Annotated in this window: 16 protein-coding genes and 1 pseudogene; 7 read left to right on the forward strand and 10 right to left on the reverse strand. The window is 72.4% G+C overall.

Going from position 1 to position 16,050, the window contains the following annotated elements; translation table 11 throughout:
• The 3 genes from DFQ13_RS20540 (at position 1) to DFQ13_RS20550 (ending at position 2,383) form a co-directional block, all read left to right on the forward strand.
• Positions 1–237, forward strand: coding sequence for an MbtH family protein (locus DFQ13_RS20540; RefSeq protein WP_035284298.1), 237 nt, complete (start codon positions 1–3; stop codon positions 235–237).
• A complete protein-coding gene (locus DFQ13_RS20545; protein WP_035284296.1) occupies positions 237–1,031 on the forward strand; it encodes a phytanoyl-CoA dioxygenase family protein in 795 nt (264 codons plus the stop codon). Before DFQ13_RS20540 ends, DFQ13_RS20545 begins: the two co-directional genes overlap by 1 nt.
• 293 nt (positions 1,032–1,324) lie before the next feature.
• Positions 1,325–2,383, forward strand: coding sequence for a hypothetical protein (locus DFQ13_RS20550; RefSeq protein ID WP_146241302.1), 1,059 nt, complete (start codon positions 1,325–1,327; stop codon positions 2,381–2,383).
• Here DFQ13_RS20550 and DFQ13_RS20555 read toward each other — a convergent pair.
• From DFQ13_RS20555 to DFQ13_RS35145, 3 genes and pseudogenes are all read right to left on the reverse strand, one after another.
• Positions 2,358–3,650 (reverse strand): RNA polymerase sigma factor, encoded by a 1,293-nt coding sequence (locus DFQ13_RS20555; RefSeq protein ID WP_110080971.1) that lies wholly within the window; start codon positions 3,648–3,650, stop codon positions 2,358–2,360. The genes DFQ13_RS20550 and DFQ13_RS20555 overlap by 26 nt on opposite strands.
• Positions 3,647–3,970: a YciI family protein gene (locus DFQ13_RS20560; protein ID WP_110081034.1), complete on the reverse strand. Its 324-nt coding sequence runs from the start codon at positions 3,968–3,970 to the stop codon at positions 3,647–3,649. The genes DFQ13_RS20555 and DFQ13_RS20560 overlap by 4 nt, the downstream gene beginning before the upstream one ends.
• Before the next feature lie 141 nt (positions 3,971–4,111).
• A pseudogene (locus DFQ13_RS35145) lies at positions 4,112–4,219 on the reverse strand (dihydrofolate reductase family protein); the annotation flags it as partial.
• Positions 4,220–4,520: 301 nt separating this feature from the next.
• Between DFQ13_RS35145 and DFQ13_RS20575 the strand changes: the two are divergent.
• The 3 genes from DFQ13_RS20575 (at position 4,521) to DFQ13_RS20585 (ending at position 8,100) form a co-directional block, all read left to right on the forward strand.
• Positions 4,521–5,252 carry a dienelactone hydrolase family protein gene (locus DFQ13_RS20575; protein WP_110080973.1) on the forward strand — a complete coding sequence of 244 codons (732 nt, stop codon included), beginning with the start codon at positions 4,521–4,523 and terminating at the stop codon, positions 5,250–5,252.
• 191 nt (positions 5,253–5,443) lie between these two features.
• Positions 5,444–6,802, forward strand: coding sequence for a GAF domain-containing protein (locus tag DFQ13_RS20580; RefSeq protein ID WP_084175828.1), 1,359 nt, complete (start codon positions 5,444–5,446; stop codon positions 6,800–6,802).
• 443 nt (positions 6,803–7,245) lie between these two features.
• Positions 7,246–8,100, forward strand: a complete 855-nt coding sequence (locus tag DFQ13_RS20585; protein WP_035284282.1) for an adenylate/guanylate cyclase domain-containing protein — start codon at positions 7,246–7,248, stop codon at positions 8,098–8,100.
• 65 nt (positions 8,101–8,165) lie between these two features.
• Here the strand turns inward: DFQ13_RS20585 and DFQ13_RS35650 are convergent, their stop codons facing one another.
• The 7 genes from DFQ13_RS35650 to DFQ13_RS20620 all read right to left on the reverse strand — a co-directional run bounded on the left by DFQ13_RS35650 (position 8,166) and on the right by DFQ13_RS20620 (position 14,149).
• Positions 8,166–8,720, reverse strand: a complete 555-nt coding sequence (locus tag DFQ13_RS35650) for a hypothetical protein (protein WP_146241303.1) — start codon at positions 8,718–8,720, stop codon at positions 8,166–8,168.
• Positions 8,721–8,983: 263 nt separating this feature from the next.
• Positions 8,984–9,901: an aminoglycoside phosphotransferase gene (locus DFQ13_RS20595; RefSeq protein WP_110080975.1), complete on the reverse strand. Its 918-nt coding sequence runs from the start codon at positions 9,899–9,901 to the stop codon at positions 8,984–8,986.
• A gap of 449 nt (positions 9,902–10,350) precedes the next feature.
• Positions 10,351–11,457: a winged helix DNA-binding domain-containing protein gene (locus tag DFQ13_RS20600; protein ID WP_110080976.1), complete on the reverse strand. Its 1,107-nt coding sequence runs from the start codon at positions 11,455–11,457 to the stop codon at positions 10,351–10,353.
• Positions 11,458–11,689: 232 nt separating this feature from the next.
• Positions 11,690–12,304 carry a hypothetical protein gene (locus DFQ13_RS20605; protein WP_146241304.1) on the reverse strand — a complete coding sequence of 205 codons (615 nt, stop codon included), beginning with the start codon at positions 12,302–12,304 and terminating at the stop codon, positions 11,690–11,692.
• Positions 12,305–12,331: 27 nt separating this feature from the next.
• Positions 12,332–13,060, reverse strand: a complete 729-nt coding sequence (locus DFQ13_RS20610; protein ID WP_110080978.1) for a hypothetical protein — start codon at positions 13,058–13,060, stop codon at positions 12,332–12,334.
• Between the two features lie 14 nt (positions 13,061–13,074).
• Complete coding sequence (locus DFQ13_RS20615) at positions 13,075–13,416, reverse strand: hypothetical protein (RefSeq protein WP_035280282.1); 342 nt, start codon at positions 13,414–13,416, stop codon at positions 13,075–13,077.
• A complete protein-coding gene (locus tag DFQ13_RS20620; RefSeq protein WP_110080979.1) occupies positions 13,409–14,149 on the reverse strand; it encodes a hypothetical protein in 741 nt (246 codons plus the stop codon). Before DFQ13_RS20620 ends, DFQ13_RS20615 begins: the two co-directional genes overlap by 8 nt.
• Positions 14,150–14,509: 360 nt before the next feature.
• Between DFQ13_RS20620 and DFQ13_RS20625 the strand changes: the two genes are divergently transcribed.
• Entirely contained in the window at positions 14,510–15,859 is a 1,350-nt protein-coding gene (locus tag DFQ13_RS20625; protein WP_110080980.1) for an FAD-dependent oxidoreductase, read from the forward strand.
• Positions 15,860–16,050 lie beyond the last annotated feature (191 nt).

Consider the following 16,050-nt stretch of genomic DNA (forward strand, 5'->3'; position numbering starts at 1 on the left):
ATGACCAACCCCTTCGAGGACGAGGACGGCACCTACCTGGTGCTGGTCAACGACGAGGGCCAGCACTCGCTGTGGCCGGAGTTCGTCGAGGTGCCCGCGGGCTGGACCACCGCCCACGGACCGGCCGGGCGGGCCGAGTGCCTGGAGTACGTGGAGCGCAACTGGACGGACATGCGCCCCAAGAGCCTCATCGAGGCGATGGAGGGCCACGCCCGCGACGGCGGGGACCCGGCCTGATGCCGGTCGAGCAGGCGGCGACCGGTTCGCTGGTCGCCGACTACGCCGCGCACGGGTGGAGCGGGCTGCCCGCCCGGCTGGGGCCGGACCGGGTGGCGGAGCTGCGCGCGGCCATCGAGCGGATCAGCGCGCAGGACCGGCCGGAGGTCGTCCACGAAGCGGGGTCGTCGGTGGTGCGGGCGGTCCACGGCTGCCACCGCCACGACGACGGGTGCGCCCGGCTGGTCCGCCACCCCGCCCTGGTCGACGCCGCGGAGGCGCTGCTGGGAACGCCCGCGTACGTCTACCAGTTCAAGGTGAACCTGAAGCAGCCCCGCCTCGGGGCCGCCTGGCCCTGGCACCGCGACTACCCGTTCTGGCGCACCGAGGACGGGATGCCCGAACCCAGGGCGCTGACGATCGCCCTCCTGCTCGACGACGTGGACTCGACCAACGGCCCGCTGACGGTGATCCCCGGCACCCACCTGCTCGACGTCCCGGAGCGGGTGGGTGCCGGGGAAGCGGACTGGCGCAGCCACGTCTCGGCCGACCTGCCGCACCGGGTGGACGGCGCGGTGGCCCGGCACCTGGCCGAGGCGCACGGCACCGTCGAGCTGACCGGACCGGCGGGGACGCTCTTCGCGTTCCACCCGAACCTGGTGCACTCCTCAGCGGAGAACCGGTCCGACCGGGGCCGGGCACTGCTGCTGATCACCTACAACTCGGTCACCAACGCACCGCGCTCCCCCACCAGACCCGACTTCCTCGTCGACCGCGACACCACCCCGGTCACCCGGCTGGCGAGCACGCGCTGAGGCACCTCCTCCCGCCCCTCCGCCCCCATCCAGCACCGTCCCCGACCTGGGGCACGGCCGCCGGGGCGGGGGGCAGCCGGGCAGGTCGCGTGGGGGCTGTTGGCCCGCGCGCTGAGCCACCCCGGCCTGGTGCCGGACCTTCCCACGTTCAATCCACAGTGGACCAGCAGTGCGGTCCCCCGCCTCTCGAGCGCGGGAAGTCAGTCCGAGCTGAGACCGAATGGGGCGGGGCCACCCGGACGACCTCCAGGCCATCCCGGGGTTGAATCCGTTGCGGGGTAACGTGTCGCGACATGGTCATCGATGGTGCGCCGCATTACCCGTATGTCACCCGGATGGTCGCGGGGCTGTTCGCGGAGGGCGCGTTGTCCAACGTCGTGGATGTCGAGATCGAGCCGGAGTACGGGTACGTCACCAGAATCCACTACGCGAACGGCACGTACCGCACGACTCGCGGGAATGACGTCGGGTTGAATTCGGGTGCCGCGCAGGAGGTGGTGAAGGACAAGGCCCACACCAAGTTCTTCCTGCGCCGTTCCGGTGTTCCCTGCGCCAGGGGCGAGTCGTTCCTGCTCCCCTGGTGGGCCCGGCGCATCCGCCCCCGGATGGAGTCGAACGGCCACCACGCGCTGCGCACCGTCGACGCCGCCGCCGAGTACGTGCGGGACAACACGGGGTTCCCGGTGTACGTGAAGCCCGTCGACGGCTCGAAGGGCATCAACGTGTGGCGGGTGTCCGACGAGGCGGAACTCGCCGGGGTGTTCGCCGCGTTCGAGGAGGAGCGGGTCCGGGTGGCCCTCGTCGAGGAGGCCATCGACCTGCCGGACTACCGCCTGGTCGTGCTCGACGGGAAGCTCATCTCCGCGTACCGGCGCAACCCCTTGGCGGTCGTCGGGGACGGCACGTCCACGGTGGCCGAGTTGATGTCCCGGTTGCAGGAGTCGTACAGCCTGGGGCTCCGCGACACGGTGCTCAGGGCGGGCGACGCCCGCATCGGGGCGCGACTGCGCCGGGACGGGCGCACGCTGCGCTCGGTGCCGGAAACCGGCGAACGGGTCCGCCTGCTCGACATCTCCAACCTGTCGGCGGGGGGCACCGCCGACGACGTGACCGGAATCGTCGCCGAGCGGTGGGTCACCCTGGCGGTCACGGTGGCGGGCCTGTTCAACCTGAGGTTCTGCGGTGTCGACCTGGCCTGTTCGGACATCGCCTCCGACGAGGGCACGTGCGCGGTGATCGAGGTCAACGGCACCCCCGGACTCGACCACTACGTCTCGACGGGCGCGACGCAGGAGGCGATCGTCCGCAAGCTCTACCTGGAGGTGCTCAACGTCCCTCCACGGGAGGACTAGGCCGTGTTTCGGTTGCCGCGCCGGGAGGGCTCCACCCCAGTTGGTCGCGGCGGCGGGTCAGGTAGGCGGTTTCAGCGGTGTTGCCCGCCAGTTCGATCGCCGTGTCGTAGGCCGCGCGCGACTGCTCGCTGCGGCCCAGTCTGCGCAGCAGGTCGGCGCGGGTGGCGTGGTAGGCGTGGTAGCGGGCCAGATCGTCCTCGAGGCGGTCGACGGTCGCCAGGGCCACTTCCGGGCCGTCGAGTTCGGCGACCGCGATGGCCCGGTTGAGGGCGACGATCGGGGAGGGGTCGAGGCGGACGAGCCGGTCGTAGAGGGCGAGGACCTGGGACCAGTCGGTGTCGCGGGCGTCGCGGGCGGAGGTGTGCACGGCGTTGATCGCGGCCAGGACCTGGTAGCGGCCCGGGGCCACCCCGGCGGCGGCAGCGGCGAGGCGTTCGCGCACCAGCCGGTGGCCCTCGGCGATCAGGGCGGGGTCCCAGGCCCCGCGGTCCTGTTCGTGCAGGGCGACCAGTTCGCCGTCCGCCGAGACCCGGGCGGGGCGGCGGGCCTCGGTGAGGAGCATCAGCGCCAGCAGCCCGGCCACCTCGCCGTCCTCCGGCAGGAGGGCGCGGATCAGGCGGGTGAGCCGGATCGCCTCGGCGGTCAGGTCGTGGCGCACCGGGTCGGTGTCGGGGCCGGTGGCCAGGTAGCCCTCGTTGAAGACAAGGAACAGGACGGTGAGCACACCGGTGACGCGGGCAGGCAGGTCCTCGGCGGACGGTACGCGGTAGGGGATGCGCGCCGCCTTGATCTTGGTCTTCGCGCGGGTGATCCGCTGCCCCACGGCGGTCTCGGCCACCAGGAAGGCGCGGGCGATCTCGGGCACGGTCAGGCCGCCGACCATGCGCAGCGTCAGCGCCACCCCGGTCTGCGGCGCGAGCGCCGGGTGGCAGCAGGTGAAGATCAGCCGGAGCCGGTCGTCGTCGATGGCGCCGGGGGGCTCGGGCGGGTCGTCGTCGTGCACCAGCCGGGCCTCCTCGTGCTTGTCGTCGCGCTTGTTCTCGCGCCGGATGCGGTCGATGGCCTTGCGGTTGGCGGTGGTGGTCAGCCACGCGCCGGGGTTGGGGGGCACGCCGTCGGCCCGCCACCGCTCGACGGCGGTCGCGAACGCCTCGGCCGCCGACTCCTCGGCGATGTCGAGGTCACCGAAGCGCCTGGTCAGGGCGGCGACCACCCGGGCCCACCCCTCCTGGTGGGCCCGGGTGACCGCCTCGTCGACATCGCTCACCGGAACGGCCGCACCTCGATCTTGCGGTCGCAGACCTCCGACGCCTCGGTGGCGAGCCGCAGCGCCACGTCCAGGTCGGGGGCCTCCCACACCCAGAGGCCCGCGAGGTACTCCTTCGACTCCACGAAGGGCCCGTCGCTGAACACGACCTGCTCACCCCGGTTGTCGACGACCGTGGCGGCGTCGGTGTCGGCGAGTCCGCCCGCGAAGACCCAGTGGCCGTCGGCGATCAGCCGTTCGTTGAACGCGCTGATGGCGGGCTGCCGGTCCGTGCTGCCGGGGTTGACCTTGTCGTCGATGACGGAAACCAGGTACCGCATCTGAGGATCATCTCCTGTGTCGTCGGGAAAGCGGGGGACTTCAGACCGTCGCGTACCGCGGGCGCCCGGCGGGCCGGTGGACCTGGATCGCCACGCCCTTCGAGTCGACCCGCGACTCGACCGGGTCGAGGGCGAGGTCCGGGCCCACCCGCCGCGCTCGAACCCGTTCTCGCGGTCCTCCTCCGGCGCGTGCCCGTTGCCCTGCATCACGCCGTCGATGGTGACCTGGGTCATGGTCGTCAGCCTCATGGTCGCGGTTCCCCTCGTCCGGGCCACCCCCGCGGGCGGCCTCACCCCTGCTACGAACGCCACCACGCCGATCCGACACCGCCTCCCGGATCTTTTTTCGATTCACCCGGGCGGTCGCGGAGGTCATGCGAAAACCTCGTGGTGGACCGCGGCGGGCACTGCTACCTTGCCGTCGGCCGTGCGAGAGACCGAGGAGGTGGTACCCGTGAACGTATCGACATGGGTGCTCCCCTCGCGGGTCACGGTCGGGCGGTAGGTCGTCCGGGAGCGCCGTTCACGAGCTCTCCCGAAAGGCACGACCATGCGATTCACTTCCGAACAGCGCTTCGACGACGGTGTCCTCGAACGCGGGTTCACCCTCGGCGAGGTCCCCGGCATCCTGTGGACGCCCGAACCCGCGCCCGCACCGGCCCCGCTGGTCCTGCTCGGCCACCCCGGCGGGCTGGCCGGGATGTACCCCCGGCTGCTGGACCGGGCCCGGCACGCCGCGGCGGAGGGCTTCGCCGCGGCCACCATCGAACTCCCCGGCAGCGGCGACCGACCCCGTTCCGCCGCCGCGGAGGAAGCCCGGGCCGACCTGCGCCGGGCGGTGCGGGCGGGTGAGCCGGTCCCCGACGAGGTCGTCGACCGGCTGGTCCTCCCACTGGTCGACGAGGCGGTCCCGGAGTGGCGGGCCGCCCTGGACGCACTCCTGCCGCTGCCCGGGATCGGTGGCCCGGTCGGGTTCTCGGGCGGGGTGATCTCCATCGGCGTCCGGTTGGCGGTGGTGGAGCCGCGGATCTCGGCCGCCCTCCTGTTCGCCGGGAGCTACGTGCCGCGCGCCATCGTCGAAGAGGCCCGGCGGGTCACCATCCCGCTGCTGGTCCTGTTGCAGTGGGACGACGAGGGGAACGACCGGCAGATGGCCCTGGACCTGTTCGACGCCTTCGGTTCCGCGGAGAAGACGCTGCACGCCAACACGGGCGGGCACACCGGCGTCCCGCGGTTCGAGGGCGACGACGGGAACCGGTTCTTCGCCCGGCACCTGAGGTGAGGCCGGGCCCCGGCTGACGACAGGCGAACCGCCCGCCGAGGAAGGGTTTCCTCGACGGGCGGCTCGCTCTCCGCCGTCCGGGGCCGGGGCCTTCGACCACAGCGGCGTGCGTCTCAGCCCGCGAGCCCGTGCGGCCCGGACGCGTCCCTGGTATTACGGTGGCACCCCACAGACGAGGAACGGAACACACCATGACGGCGGCATCGAGCGGGCACCCCCTGTCCACGGGTCCTGCGGTTGCCGGGCAGGCCGCGGAGGAGGACCTGCGGGCGCTGTTCGGGCAGTCCATCGCCGTGTTCGCCTCGCTGGCGGGGCCGACGCACGTGGTGGAGGCGGCGAACCCGGCGTTCTTCGCCACGATCGGTGGGCAGCGGGAGCGCACCGGTGTGCCGCTCGCCGAGTTGATGCCCGAGCTGGTCGGTCAGGGCTTCATCGCCCTGCTCGACCAGGTCCACCGCACCGGTGAGCCGCACACCGGCCGCGACGTCCGGGTGGTGCTCGGGACGGGCCCGGACGCGCGGGAGGCGTTCTTCGACTTCACCTACGAGCCGCGGCGCGACGCCGGGGGCGCTGTCACCGGGATTCGGGTGATCGGCGTCGAGACCACCCAGGTCAAGCACGCCCACCAGTTGATGGCCGAGCACCGCGCCCTGCTGGAGCAGATCGCCCGGCAGGCGCCCCTGGGCGAGGTCCTCGACGGGATGGCCCGCTGCATCGAGGACCTCGCGGCGCAGGAGGTGCTCGTCTCCGTCCTGCTCGCCGATCCCGACGGCCTGCACCTGCGCCACGGGGCCGCGCCCAGCCTGCCCGACTTCTACAACGAGGCCATCGACGGGATCGCCACCGGCGAGGGCGTCGGCTCGTGCGGCACGGCCGCCCACCGGCGGGAAGCGGTCATCGTCACCGACATCGCCACCGACCCGTTCTGGGACGACTTCCGGGACCTGGCCGACCGGGCGGGCCTGGCCGCCTGCTGGTCCACACCGATCCTGGCCCGCGACGGGAGCCTGCTGGGCACCTTCGCCATGTACCACCGCATCCCGCGGGTCCCGCGGGACTTCGACTTCGCCCTCGCCAGGGTCTTCGCGGGCACCGCGGCCCTGGCCATCGAGCGCCACCACGACGAGCAGGCGCGGCGCGACGCCGAAACCCGCGCCGAAGCGGCCCGCGACGAGCTGGCCAAGGCGGTGCGCACGGAGCAGAAACTGCGCGCCGAGGCCGAGCAGCGCGCCACCGCCGCCGCCGAACTGGCGGACCGGATGCGCACCGCCGCCGCCGCGCAGGCCGCCGTGCCGCACCCCGAGCAGTGCGCGCTGGGCGCCGCCGACGGGTGCACCGCCCCGGCAGAACTCAAGGTCGCCGACTCCTGGGGCGACGCGGCGTGGGGCTGCCAGGTCCACGCCGAGGAAGCCCTCCTCAACGTGCGGTCGGCGTTCATCGCCAGCGAGGAACTCGGCGGCCTGGCCACCTACCTCAACCGCGGACCGACCCGGGCACCGCACGCCCCGACCACCGGGGTCCCGAACCCGAGCGACCACGCGGACCGCTGACGCGCGGCCCAGCGGTCCAGCCCGCCCAGGTACACCGGCCGCCACCCCCGGCCGGTCACCTGGTGGACGACGAAGGTCGGGAACCCGGAGTCGAAGACGCCGTCCGCGCCGACGACCCGCACGTCGAGCTGGGCCGACAGCGGGGCGCCCTCGGGGCTTTGCCCCGGCCGTGCCCTGCCGACCCGTCAGGTCGGCGAGCTGCCGCAAAGCGTCGTTCATCGGTCGATCCCGCTGTGGTCGATGGTGGTGGCCACCGCATCTGCCACCTCGCGCACAGTCGAACCACCCACGTCGCAACCAGGCGAAGCGGCGGTCCCGCACGCGGCGAGGTGGTTCAGGTGCCCGGGACCGGTGAGATCACGGTGACACCGGCCGCCCGGTGGGTTACCGATGGGTAGCATGCTGGTGCCCGGGTCCGCCCGCCGTGAAGGAGAGACCGCGTCGTGACCGTCTGGTTGGTGGCAGTGTCCGTGGTCGCCGTCGGTGCCCTGGTCGCGGTGTTGGTGCTCTCCATCCTCCTGGGGCGGTCGAGGCGCCGCTACGCCAGGCTGTTGGCCTCCACCCGCTCGCGTTCGGAGTCGCGGCCGCGCCTGGGGGCCGGGCCGCGCGCCGAGGGTCTGCTGGGGGCGACCCACCGCGCCGTCCGGATCGCCAACACCACCGCGGCCCGCCTGCGCCGCCACGGCGTCGGCGGCCTGCTCCTGAGCTCCCTCGACGACCTGACCCGCTGGGCCGAGGAACACCGCGGGGAACTGGCCCGCGTCACCGCCCCCGACGGCACCATCACGTTCGTGTTCACCGACATCATCGACTCCACCACCCTCAACGACGAACTCGGCGACAAGGCCTGGGTCCGCCTCCTGCAAGCCCACGACCACCTGGTCCGCACGCAGGTCAGCACCCGAGGGGGCCACGTCGTCAAGTCCCTCGGCGATGGTTTCATGGTCGCCTTCAGCACCCCCGAACCGGCCATCTCCGCCGCCATCGCCATCCAGCACGCCCTGGCCCAGCGCAAGCACAAGGCCCTGCGCGCCACCCCCATCACCATCCGCATCGGCATCCACCGCGGCCCCGCCATCACCCGCGACGGCGACTACTTCGGCCGCACCGTCGCCACCGCCGCCCGGGTGGCGGCCCAGGCGGGCAGCGAGGAAGTCCTCGTCAGCGCCGACACCCTCGACGGCCTCCCGGACCCGGGCCGCTTCCGCCTCGCGGAGCCCCGGCACACCGAGCTGAAGGGCCTCAAGGGCGACCACGCGCTGCACCCCGTGGAGTGGACCTCCCACCAACCCGTCTGAACCGCGGGAGCGGGGAAACCGACGGCGGCCGCGATCGTCGAGGTCGCGGGCGGACCCCACGGACCTCAGACCGAGGTGATCTCCAGGGTGACGGCGGAGTAGATGCTCGCGACCGTTCCCAGACCCAGGGTGCACGGCAGCACGTCGGCGGCCGCGCCGGTGAGGACCTGCACGGCGGTGCTCCCGGCGAACAGGCCCGCGGTGACCGTGCCGGTGTGGGTGGTCACCAGGGCGGCTCCGACGACGGTGGAGGTGCGGTTCGCGGAGATGGTGGAGGTCTGGCCGGTGTTCCAGGTGACCGTGAAGGTGGTGGGCCCGTTGGTCAGCAGTTCGAGGCAGGTCTGACCGGGGGCGGAGCTGCTGTTGGTGCGGGCGCCGGAGGTCAGGGCCGGGTTGCTCAGCGACACGCACGGCCCGTACTGCGTCGTGGTGCTGACGGTGACGGTTTGCGGGGTCATGGTCAGCGGCGGGGAGAAGCTGACGACCTCGCTGCTGGGCGGGGCGCAGGTCACGTCGAGCACGCCCGCCGAGGCCGGGGTGCTCGAGCCCAGCACGAGCAGTGCCGAGGTGCAGGCGGCTGCCGGCAGGACGGCCGCGGCGGTGCGGAACGATGTGATCATCATCGGTCTCCATCCAGGCGGTGCTCGGGAGCCCGGCACGGGCACGCGCGCCGGACACCAAGGATGCCCCCCGTCCCCGCACCCGCGACAGGGCCCATACGGGCGACCCCGCACAGGCCCGCGGACCTCGGTGCCACCACCGCGGGCCCGCCACCCCGCGTCCTCTTCGGACACCGCGGCGGTGTCCGCGCCGTGCTGCCGCCCGCCCCGAACCCGTCGCCCCGGTCGGTCGTGTTCCCTCGACCGCACCAACCGGCTCGGTCCTACGCCCAGGGTTCGGTACCGCGCCAGGTTTCCACCGTCGAGGCCAGTCCGTCGACCAGCAGCGGCAGTTGCGGCGCCAGCGCCAGGCAGGCGACCGCTTGCAGGTCGCGCAGGCGTTCCGCCGCGCGCAGCGCGCCGGGGTCCACCGGCCGCAGCCCCAGGTCGACGGCCGCGGCGTCGTAGGCGGCGATCGCCTCGGCGCCGGTGTGCGCGAGGTCCCACTCCACGGGAGCGAGGCCGACGTGCTCGAAGTCGGAGTACAGCACGGAGTCGGCGGTCGCGATGAGGTTGAAGTACGGGGCGTCGCCGTGCACGACCTGCACCGGGACCCCCGGGAACACCCCGGCGAACGCCTCGGGCGAGGCGATGGCAGGCGACAGCGCCGCCCACTCGGCGCGAGCCCGGGCCAGGTCCGCAGCGGGCAACAGGTCCGCGCGCCCCGCGAGGTCGTCGAAGGCCAGGTCCACGTAACCCTGCATCCCCGGGAAGAACCCGACCTCACCGGGGTACTCGGCGAGGACCGAGTGCAGGCGCGCAACGGCGGGCATGCGCTTGACCACCTCGTAGTCCGGCGGGAGGACGCCGTCGACCTTCTCCCAGAAGGTCATCGCGAACCCATCGCGCAAGACCGGTTCGGCCGGAACGAGTCCACTGGGGACCACGGTCGGCTCCCCGCGCCCGGCCAGCCACCGCGAGACGGCGAGCTCGGTGCGCTGGAACCCCGCGGAGTCGGTGCCACGCGGGGTCACAACCGGCACCCGGGCCACCACCGGCGACGGAGCCAGGTCGACCACGACCGAGAACACGTCGTAGACGACCACCGCCCCCGAGGCGTCAAGCCCCAGATCGGTCGCGGCGGCCACAGCGGCGTCGCGGGCGCGGGCGGAACGGGCGGCGCGTTCTTCTTCGGTGATCACCCCAGCACCCTAAGACCTGCCCCCCAGACCGCGCGACCACCCCGCCAACCACCAGTCCGCCACCAAGAACCCCACCGGCGCAGCAACAACAACCAGCCACCCCGAGAACCGCCGGCCCGGCGAGCCAACTGCCCGGGTGGGTGGAGGTCCTGAACGCAGGCCGACCACCCCGAGAACCGCCGGCCCGACCAAGCAACTGCCCGGGTGGGTGGATGTGTTTGGCCGGGGGTGGCGATCATGTGACAGCCTGCCTGGGCGGTGGGGCATCTTTTCAGCCCCACCTGACGCACTGGAGCACATGATCGCCATAGGGGCCCCGGCCAAACACATCCACCCAGCCGGGCACCACCAACAAACAACCGGGCTTTGCAGGAGACGGCTGAGCACATCCACCCGGGCACACCAACAAAAGGCCGGGCACGACCTGACAGCGGCGCGACCGGAACCGATCACCCGCCCAGCACGCGCGTCTCACCCCCGGGCAGGGACTTCCACCAGGCGAGGTGTCTGGTGTGGATCGGACTCGGCCGGTCGCCCAGGAACCCCGTCAGCGACACGGCTTCGTCCTCCAACTGCTCCCACACCGGTCCCGGCAGCGCCTCGAACGCCGTCACCTCCACCCCGGGGTCCGCCGGGCGCCACACGCCCGCGACCCTGCCGTCCACCAGCAGCGCGGGGAGGAAGTCGCCGTTGACCCTGGTGAGGTGCCCGCGGTGCTCGGCGGGGATGAGGCGCGTGCGGTCGTGGTGGGCCAGCAGGACGTTGTCCCACATGGGCAGCAGTCGCGGCGGGGCGGGCACGTCCTCGTCCGGCAGCGGCGCGTCGGGCACGTCCAGCAGCGGTGGGCCCGTCTGCGCCGGGTGCTCGACCAGGTCGAGCGACCCCAGCACCGCCCGCACCCGCCCGCGCCGCACCCCGGCGAATTGGGCCATGTCGGCCACCGTGGCGGGCCCGTAGGCGGCCAGGTACCGGCGGACCAGCTCGGCCAGCCCCGCCGCGACCGCCTCTTCCGACAGGTCCGGGGCGGGTGCGGCGACGAAGCTCGGCCGGTCGCCGAACGACCACGCCGCCCCGGTCGGCGCGTGCCAGAGCGGCGCGTAGAAGCGCATGCCCCACCACGTGCCCGGCCACCCCTGCTCGGTGAGCCAGGACTCCAGCTCCGCCTTCGTCGCGGGCTCGGCGGCCCGGCCTGCCAGCGCTGCCGCCAGCGGCCCGGCCTCGTCCGGCTCCGCGGCGAAGCGGTCATCGCCCAGGTGGGCGCGCAGCGTTGGCTGCACGGCGGCGCGCAACGGCGGGTGGTCGGCGCGGTGGACCGTGTGCAGGGTGCCGCGCAGCAGGGTGCACTTGACCAGGTCGAAGTCGCGGTAGGCCGCGTCGACCTGCTCGGCGGTGACCCCTTCCAGCCGGTTCCACAGGGCCAGGTAGGGCGACCCCGGCTGCTGCGACTGGAGGCCGACGAGCCTGCGCACGGCCTCGGCCGGGTCGAGGGATTCCCGGGTCAGCAGCATCTGCCGGGCCAGCGTGCTGCGGTTGAGCCTGCGGGGGGTGAGCGCCATGCCGGGCAGTATCGCCACAGCGGCCCCGCAGCGGGCACGCCGCCCCCGCAGCGCCCGCGCGGACACCCGTCAGCGGGTCACGGCGCCGCTGCGGGAGTGGTGGTGTCGGGCGAGGGCGGAACCTCCGCCGGGCAGCCCGGCCCGGAAGTCGGCGGAGCCGGCCGTGCCGACCGCGTTCCGCTTGAGCAGATCGACGACGTGCACGGGAGTGCTCAGGCCCACGCCTGGCGGGTCACTGCGGCTGCACGGCGGCGTAGAACCGCTTCGCCAGTTCGCGCACGGGTCCCCGGCACTGCTCGGTCTTCCCCTCGGCGGGGTCCTCCGGGTTGCTGCCCGCCACGCTCACCACCGCGTTCTCGTCGAGGACCTCCAGGGTGCAGCCCGTGGTGTCGTCCCGCTTCCAACGGGCAGCCGAGCCGAGGTCGGAGCCGCTGTCCTCCTCGCGCGCCTGCCCGCGTCCGAGGAAGTCCTCCTCGGCCCGTTCCGATCCGGGGTGGACGCCGGTGACGTCCTCCGTCGTCTCCCAGTACTGGACGCTGAGGACGACGAGCGCGGCATCCGACTGGAAGGGGCAGATCCGCAGGGACCAGCCGGGGCCCTCCTGCTCGTCTTCCGGCCGCGGGGGCGGCAGGTCCCCACCGAGTTCCCGCTCGATCTCCGGGCACCCCTTCCAACCCGCTGGGGAGTACTTGACCGGCGTCGGAGGTGGCGTGGTCGTGGTCGTGGTCGTGGTCGGGCTGAACGCGGGCGGCTGGATCGGCTCGACACCGCAGCCGCTGACGAGCGCCACCGCCGCGGCCACCACACCGACGACCGGTCGCCACGCGTTCAAGGGGTTTCTGCTCATGGTCCCTGTCTCGTGATGGGTGCGGCCTCAGCCGCTGACCGCCTGCGGCCACCCGCGTTCGGGGAGCTTGCCGTCGGTCATCATGCTCATGATGTCCCGCACCTTGCTGAGCGCCTCCGCGAACCTCTTCGCGATGCCCACCAGGTTGTCCAGCGACTGGGTCACCAGGGTGCCGATGGCGCCCGCGAGGTCCTTGACCGCGAACGGGATGCCGACGACGGTCGCTCCCTCGATCGCGGCGGTGACCAGCGCGCCGATGAAGCCCGTCGCCATCTTGGCCAGCTCGGTCATGTACTCGATGTTGTACTTGGCGATGTCCATCAGCCACTTGCTGACGCCGTCCGCCTTCGTCGAGACGGCGCTGATCGCGTCGTTCTGCGCCGTGACCCGCTCCGCGTACGCACTGGCCGCGGGACCCTCCCAGTAGTTGGCCAGGAACGTCGCGGTCTTCTGGTGGGTCAGCCCGTTCACCGGGGCCTGGACGTCCTCGATCCAGTTGAAGGACTGCACGATCAGCGACACGACGGGCATGTGGTGTTCCACAGCGGTCCTGATCAGCCGGAACAACTTCTCCAGGCCGTCGCGGATGGTGTCGAGGGCGGGGCGGATGGCGAGCATCGCCGGACCGAGCACGAAGCGCCAGTCGTTGATGTGGTGCACACCGGCGTTGAACTTGTCGCCGCACTCCCGGGCCTTGTCCTCGAGCCCCTGGAACCCCCGCTCGAACAGGTTGAGCATCTCACCGGAACCGGACATCGGGTCTTCAACTCCTACACGCTGTAGAACTTCGCGAGATCGATCTCGTTGACGCTTTCCGTGCGGTCGTACTCGTCCGCGATCCTGCGCAGTGCCACGTCGATCTGGTTGAACTCGGTGACCGCTCCCCGGAGGACGTTCTCGATGAAAGCGCGGAAGTCCTCGTACTGACCGGCCTCGAGTTCGGCGTTGACGACCCCCGCGGCGAGGGTCATGAGGTCGCCGACGAAGAAGGCGGGCGCCGTCAGGTAGGTCGCCGCCACCGCCTGCACGATCGGCTCCGCCTTGTCCGCCTTCTCCTGCCAGAGCTTGGCCTCTTTGCGCAACTCCGATGTGACGACCTTGTAGTCAGCCATTCTCGCCCCTCTTGCCCAGCACCTTGAAGCCGTCGAAGTAGTCGTCGTCCGCCACGTCGCCGCCGGTGCGCGGCCGCGCGGCCGGACGTGGTCGCGCGTCCGGTTCGACGCCGAAGCCCGCGCGGGCGAACAGGTGCGCGACGTCCTCGGCGAGCGCGGTGCCGGACGGGTTGTCGAGCGCCTGCGGGTTGCCGTGGATCGCGATCGGGCCGCCGTCGCGCACGTGCATCGTGAGGTACCCGAGTGGACTCCGGACCTCGGTCGTGGCGACCGGCGGTGCCTGCTCCCGGCGCCGGATCGCGTCGTACTCGGCGTCGATGGCGTCGAGCCGGGACCTGGTCCTCGCGATGAACTCCTCGATGGGCAGTTCGGCGAGGTGCACAGAGGACTCCTCCGGCGCGGGCGGTCCCGGCGGGCCCCCCGGGCTCTGGGGCCGGTGGGCGAACTCCACGGCGAACGCGCGCTGGACGGCGGTGATGTACGTGTTGTAGAGCGCGGCCGGGAACGCCTCCGGCCGCAGCCGCTCGTACCAGCGCGGGCGGATGTGGACGTTCGTCACCATCTGCGCCCTGTCCACCGTGACGGTGATCAGCCCGGCCGGGTCGCTGGCTTCGTAGGTTTCCGCGGGCCGCAGCTCAACGCCACCCGGACGGGTGAGCTCGGCGAAGCGGGCTCTCGTCTGCGGGTCGTCGGGAACGTTCAGACCGGCCAGCTCGATGTGGCCCAGAGGCACAGTGCCCCCTTCCGGATCGCGGGCAGCTCGAAGTGGACATTCGACGCGGTGCGCGGCGATCGTAGCGGCGCGTCGCGGGGGACGTGCGCGGTTCGGGGAGATCGACCCACAACCGGGCGGAGGTTCACCTGGTCTGCTGAGGACAAAGGTGGGGCGAGGCCACCTCCAGTCGACCCCGGGGGCATCGGAGGCGCCCTCGTGATCCCCACCTTCGACCAGGAGACCAGCGCCCACCGCGGTGGGCCGTGCGATCGCGGGCTCGACCGCGCCGAGTACCGAGAGTAGTCAGGATCACAATTTTCTAAGGCTAGCCTTACCTTAAGATAAGTGAATCATCCTCGACAACCCTGGGAGAGTCCGTTGAGCCGTCCCCTGCGAGTCGCCGTGGTCGGCGCGGGTCCCGCCGGCATCTACACCGTTGACGCGCTCATCAAGTCCGGGGCCGACGTCGGGGTGGACATCTTCGAGCGGATGCCCGCGCCCTTCGGCCTCATCCGCTACGGCGTCGCCCCCGACCACCCGCGGATCAAGGGCATCGTGGACGCACTGCACCGGGTGCTGGAGAAGCCGGGCGTGCGCCTGTTCGGCAACGTCGACTACGGCACCGACCTCAAGCTCGAGGAGCTGCGCCAGTTCTACGACGCCGTCGTCTTCGCCACCGGCGCCGTGGACGACCGGCCCCTCGACGTCCCCGGCGTCGACCTGGTGGGCAGCCACGGGGCGGCCGACTTCGTCTCCTGGTACGACGGGCACCCCGACGTCGCGCGCACCTGGCCGCTGACCGCCCGCTCGGTCGCCGTCCTGGGCGCGGGCAACGTGGCCATCGACGTGGCCCGCGTCCTGGCCAAGTCCGCCGAGGAGATGCTGAGCACCGAGATCCCGGACAACGTCCACGCCGGGCTGGCCGCCAGCGCCGTGACCGACGTGCACGTGTTCGGCAGGCGCGGCCCCGCCCAGGCCAAGTTCACCCCGCTGGAACTGCGGGAACTGGACCACTCCCCGACGGTGGAGGTCGTCGTCGACCCGGAGGACATCGAGTTCGACGAGGGTTCCCTCGCCGCCATCCGGGCCTCCAAGCAGGTCGACATGGTGGTCAAGACGTTGCAGGAGTGGGCCATCCGCGACGTCGGCACCCGCCCGCGCCGCCTGCACCTGCACTTCTTCCACGCCCCGACCGCCATCCTGGGCACCGACGGCCACGTCACCGGCCTGCGCACCGAACGCACCGAACTGACCGGCGACGGCACCGTGCGCGGCACCGGCACCTTCCACGACTGGGACGTGCAGGCGGTGTACCGGGCGGTGGGCTACCGCTCCACCCACCTGGCGGACCTCCCGTTCGACCACGTCTCCGACACCGTCCCGCACAGCAGGGGCCGAGTCCTGGACCTGGACGACGACCTGGTGCCCGGCGCCTACGTGTCCGGCTGGATCAAGCGCGGCCCGATCGGCCTCATCGGCCACACCAAGGGCTGCTCCTCGGAGACCGTGACCTCCCTCCTGGCCGACGCCCCGACGCTGCGCCCGGCGCCGCAACCCGAACCCGGCGCGGTGGTGGCGTTCCTGCGCGAACGCGGGATCGAGTTCACCACCTGGCAGGGCTGGAAGAACCTCGACGCCTACGAACGGGCCCTCGGCGCACCCCACGGCCGCGAGCGCATCAAGGTCGTGGACCGGCCGGAGATGCTCAAGGCGTCCCGCCAGGGCTGACCGGGAGTCGATGGTTCGCCCTCACCCCGCTCCTCCCGCGAGTCCCCGAAGCCCACAGCGATATGACCACCGCCGCCCCCTGATCGACGACGCCCTGCAGGAGACGCCCCTGAGCGTTGCGCGGTTGCCACGAGCTGAATGGGCGGCCCGGGGTGGCCGGGCGGCTCAGGCAGGTTTGGCCGAGCGATCAC

Source organism: Actinokineospora spheciospongiae, assembly GCF_003182415.1.
In the GTDB taxonomy this organism is placed as follows: Bacteria; Actinomycetota; Actinomycetes; order Mycobacteriales; family Pseudonocardiaceae; genus Actinokineospora; species Actinokineospora spheciospongiae.

Coding starts and splice junctions, on each gene's coding strand:
- DFQ13_RS20540 (WP_035284298.1), top strand. CDS start 1: ATGACCAACCCCTTCGAGGACGAGGACGGCACCTACCTGGTGCTGGTC.
- DFQ13_RS20545 (WP_035284296.1), top strand. CDS start 237: ATGCCGGTCGAGCAGGCGGCGACCGGTTCGCTGGTCGCCGACTACGCC.
- DFQ13_RS20550 (WP_146241302.1), top strand. CDS start 1,325: ATGGTCATCGATGGTGCGCCGCATTACCCGTATGTCACCCGGATGGTC.
- DFQ13_RS20560 (WP_110081034.1), bottom strand. CDS start 3,970: ATGCGGTACCTGGTTTCCGTCATCGACGACAAGGTCAACCCCGGCAGC.
- DFQ13_RS20575 (WP_110080973.1), top strand. CDS start 4,521: ATGCGATTCACTTCCGAACAGCGCTTCGACGACGGTGTCCTCGAACGC.
- DFQ13_RS20580 (WP_084175828.1), top strand. CDS start 5,444: ATGACGGCGGCATCGAGCGGGCACCCCCTGTCCACGGGTCCTGCGGTT.
- DFQ13_RS35650 (WP_146241303.1), bottom strand. CDS start 8,720: ATGATCACATCGTTCCGCACCGCCGCGGCCGTCCTGCCGGCAGCCGCC.
- DFQ13_RS20600 (WP_110080976.1), bottom strand. CDS start 11,457: ATGGCGCTCACCCCCCGCAGGCTCAACCGCAGCACGCTGGCCCGGCAG.
- DFQ13_RS20605 (WP_146241304.1), bottom strand. CDS start 12,304: ATGAGCAGAAACCCCTTGAACGCGTGGCGACCGGTCGTCGGTGTGGTG.
- DFQ13_RS20610 (WP_110080978.1), bottom strand. CDS start 13,060: ATGTCCGGTTCCGGTGAGATGCTCAACCTGTTCGAGCGGGGGTTCCAG.
- DFQ13_RS20615 (WP_035280282.1), bottom strand. CDS start 13,416: ATGGCTGACTACAAGGTCGTCACATCGGAGTTGCGCAAAGAGGCCAAG.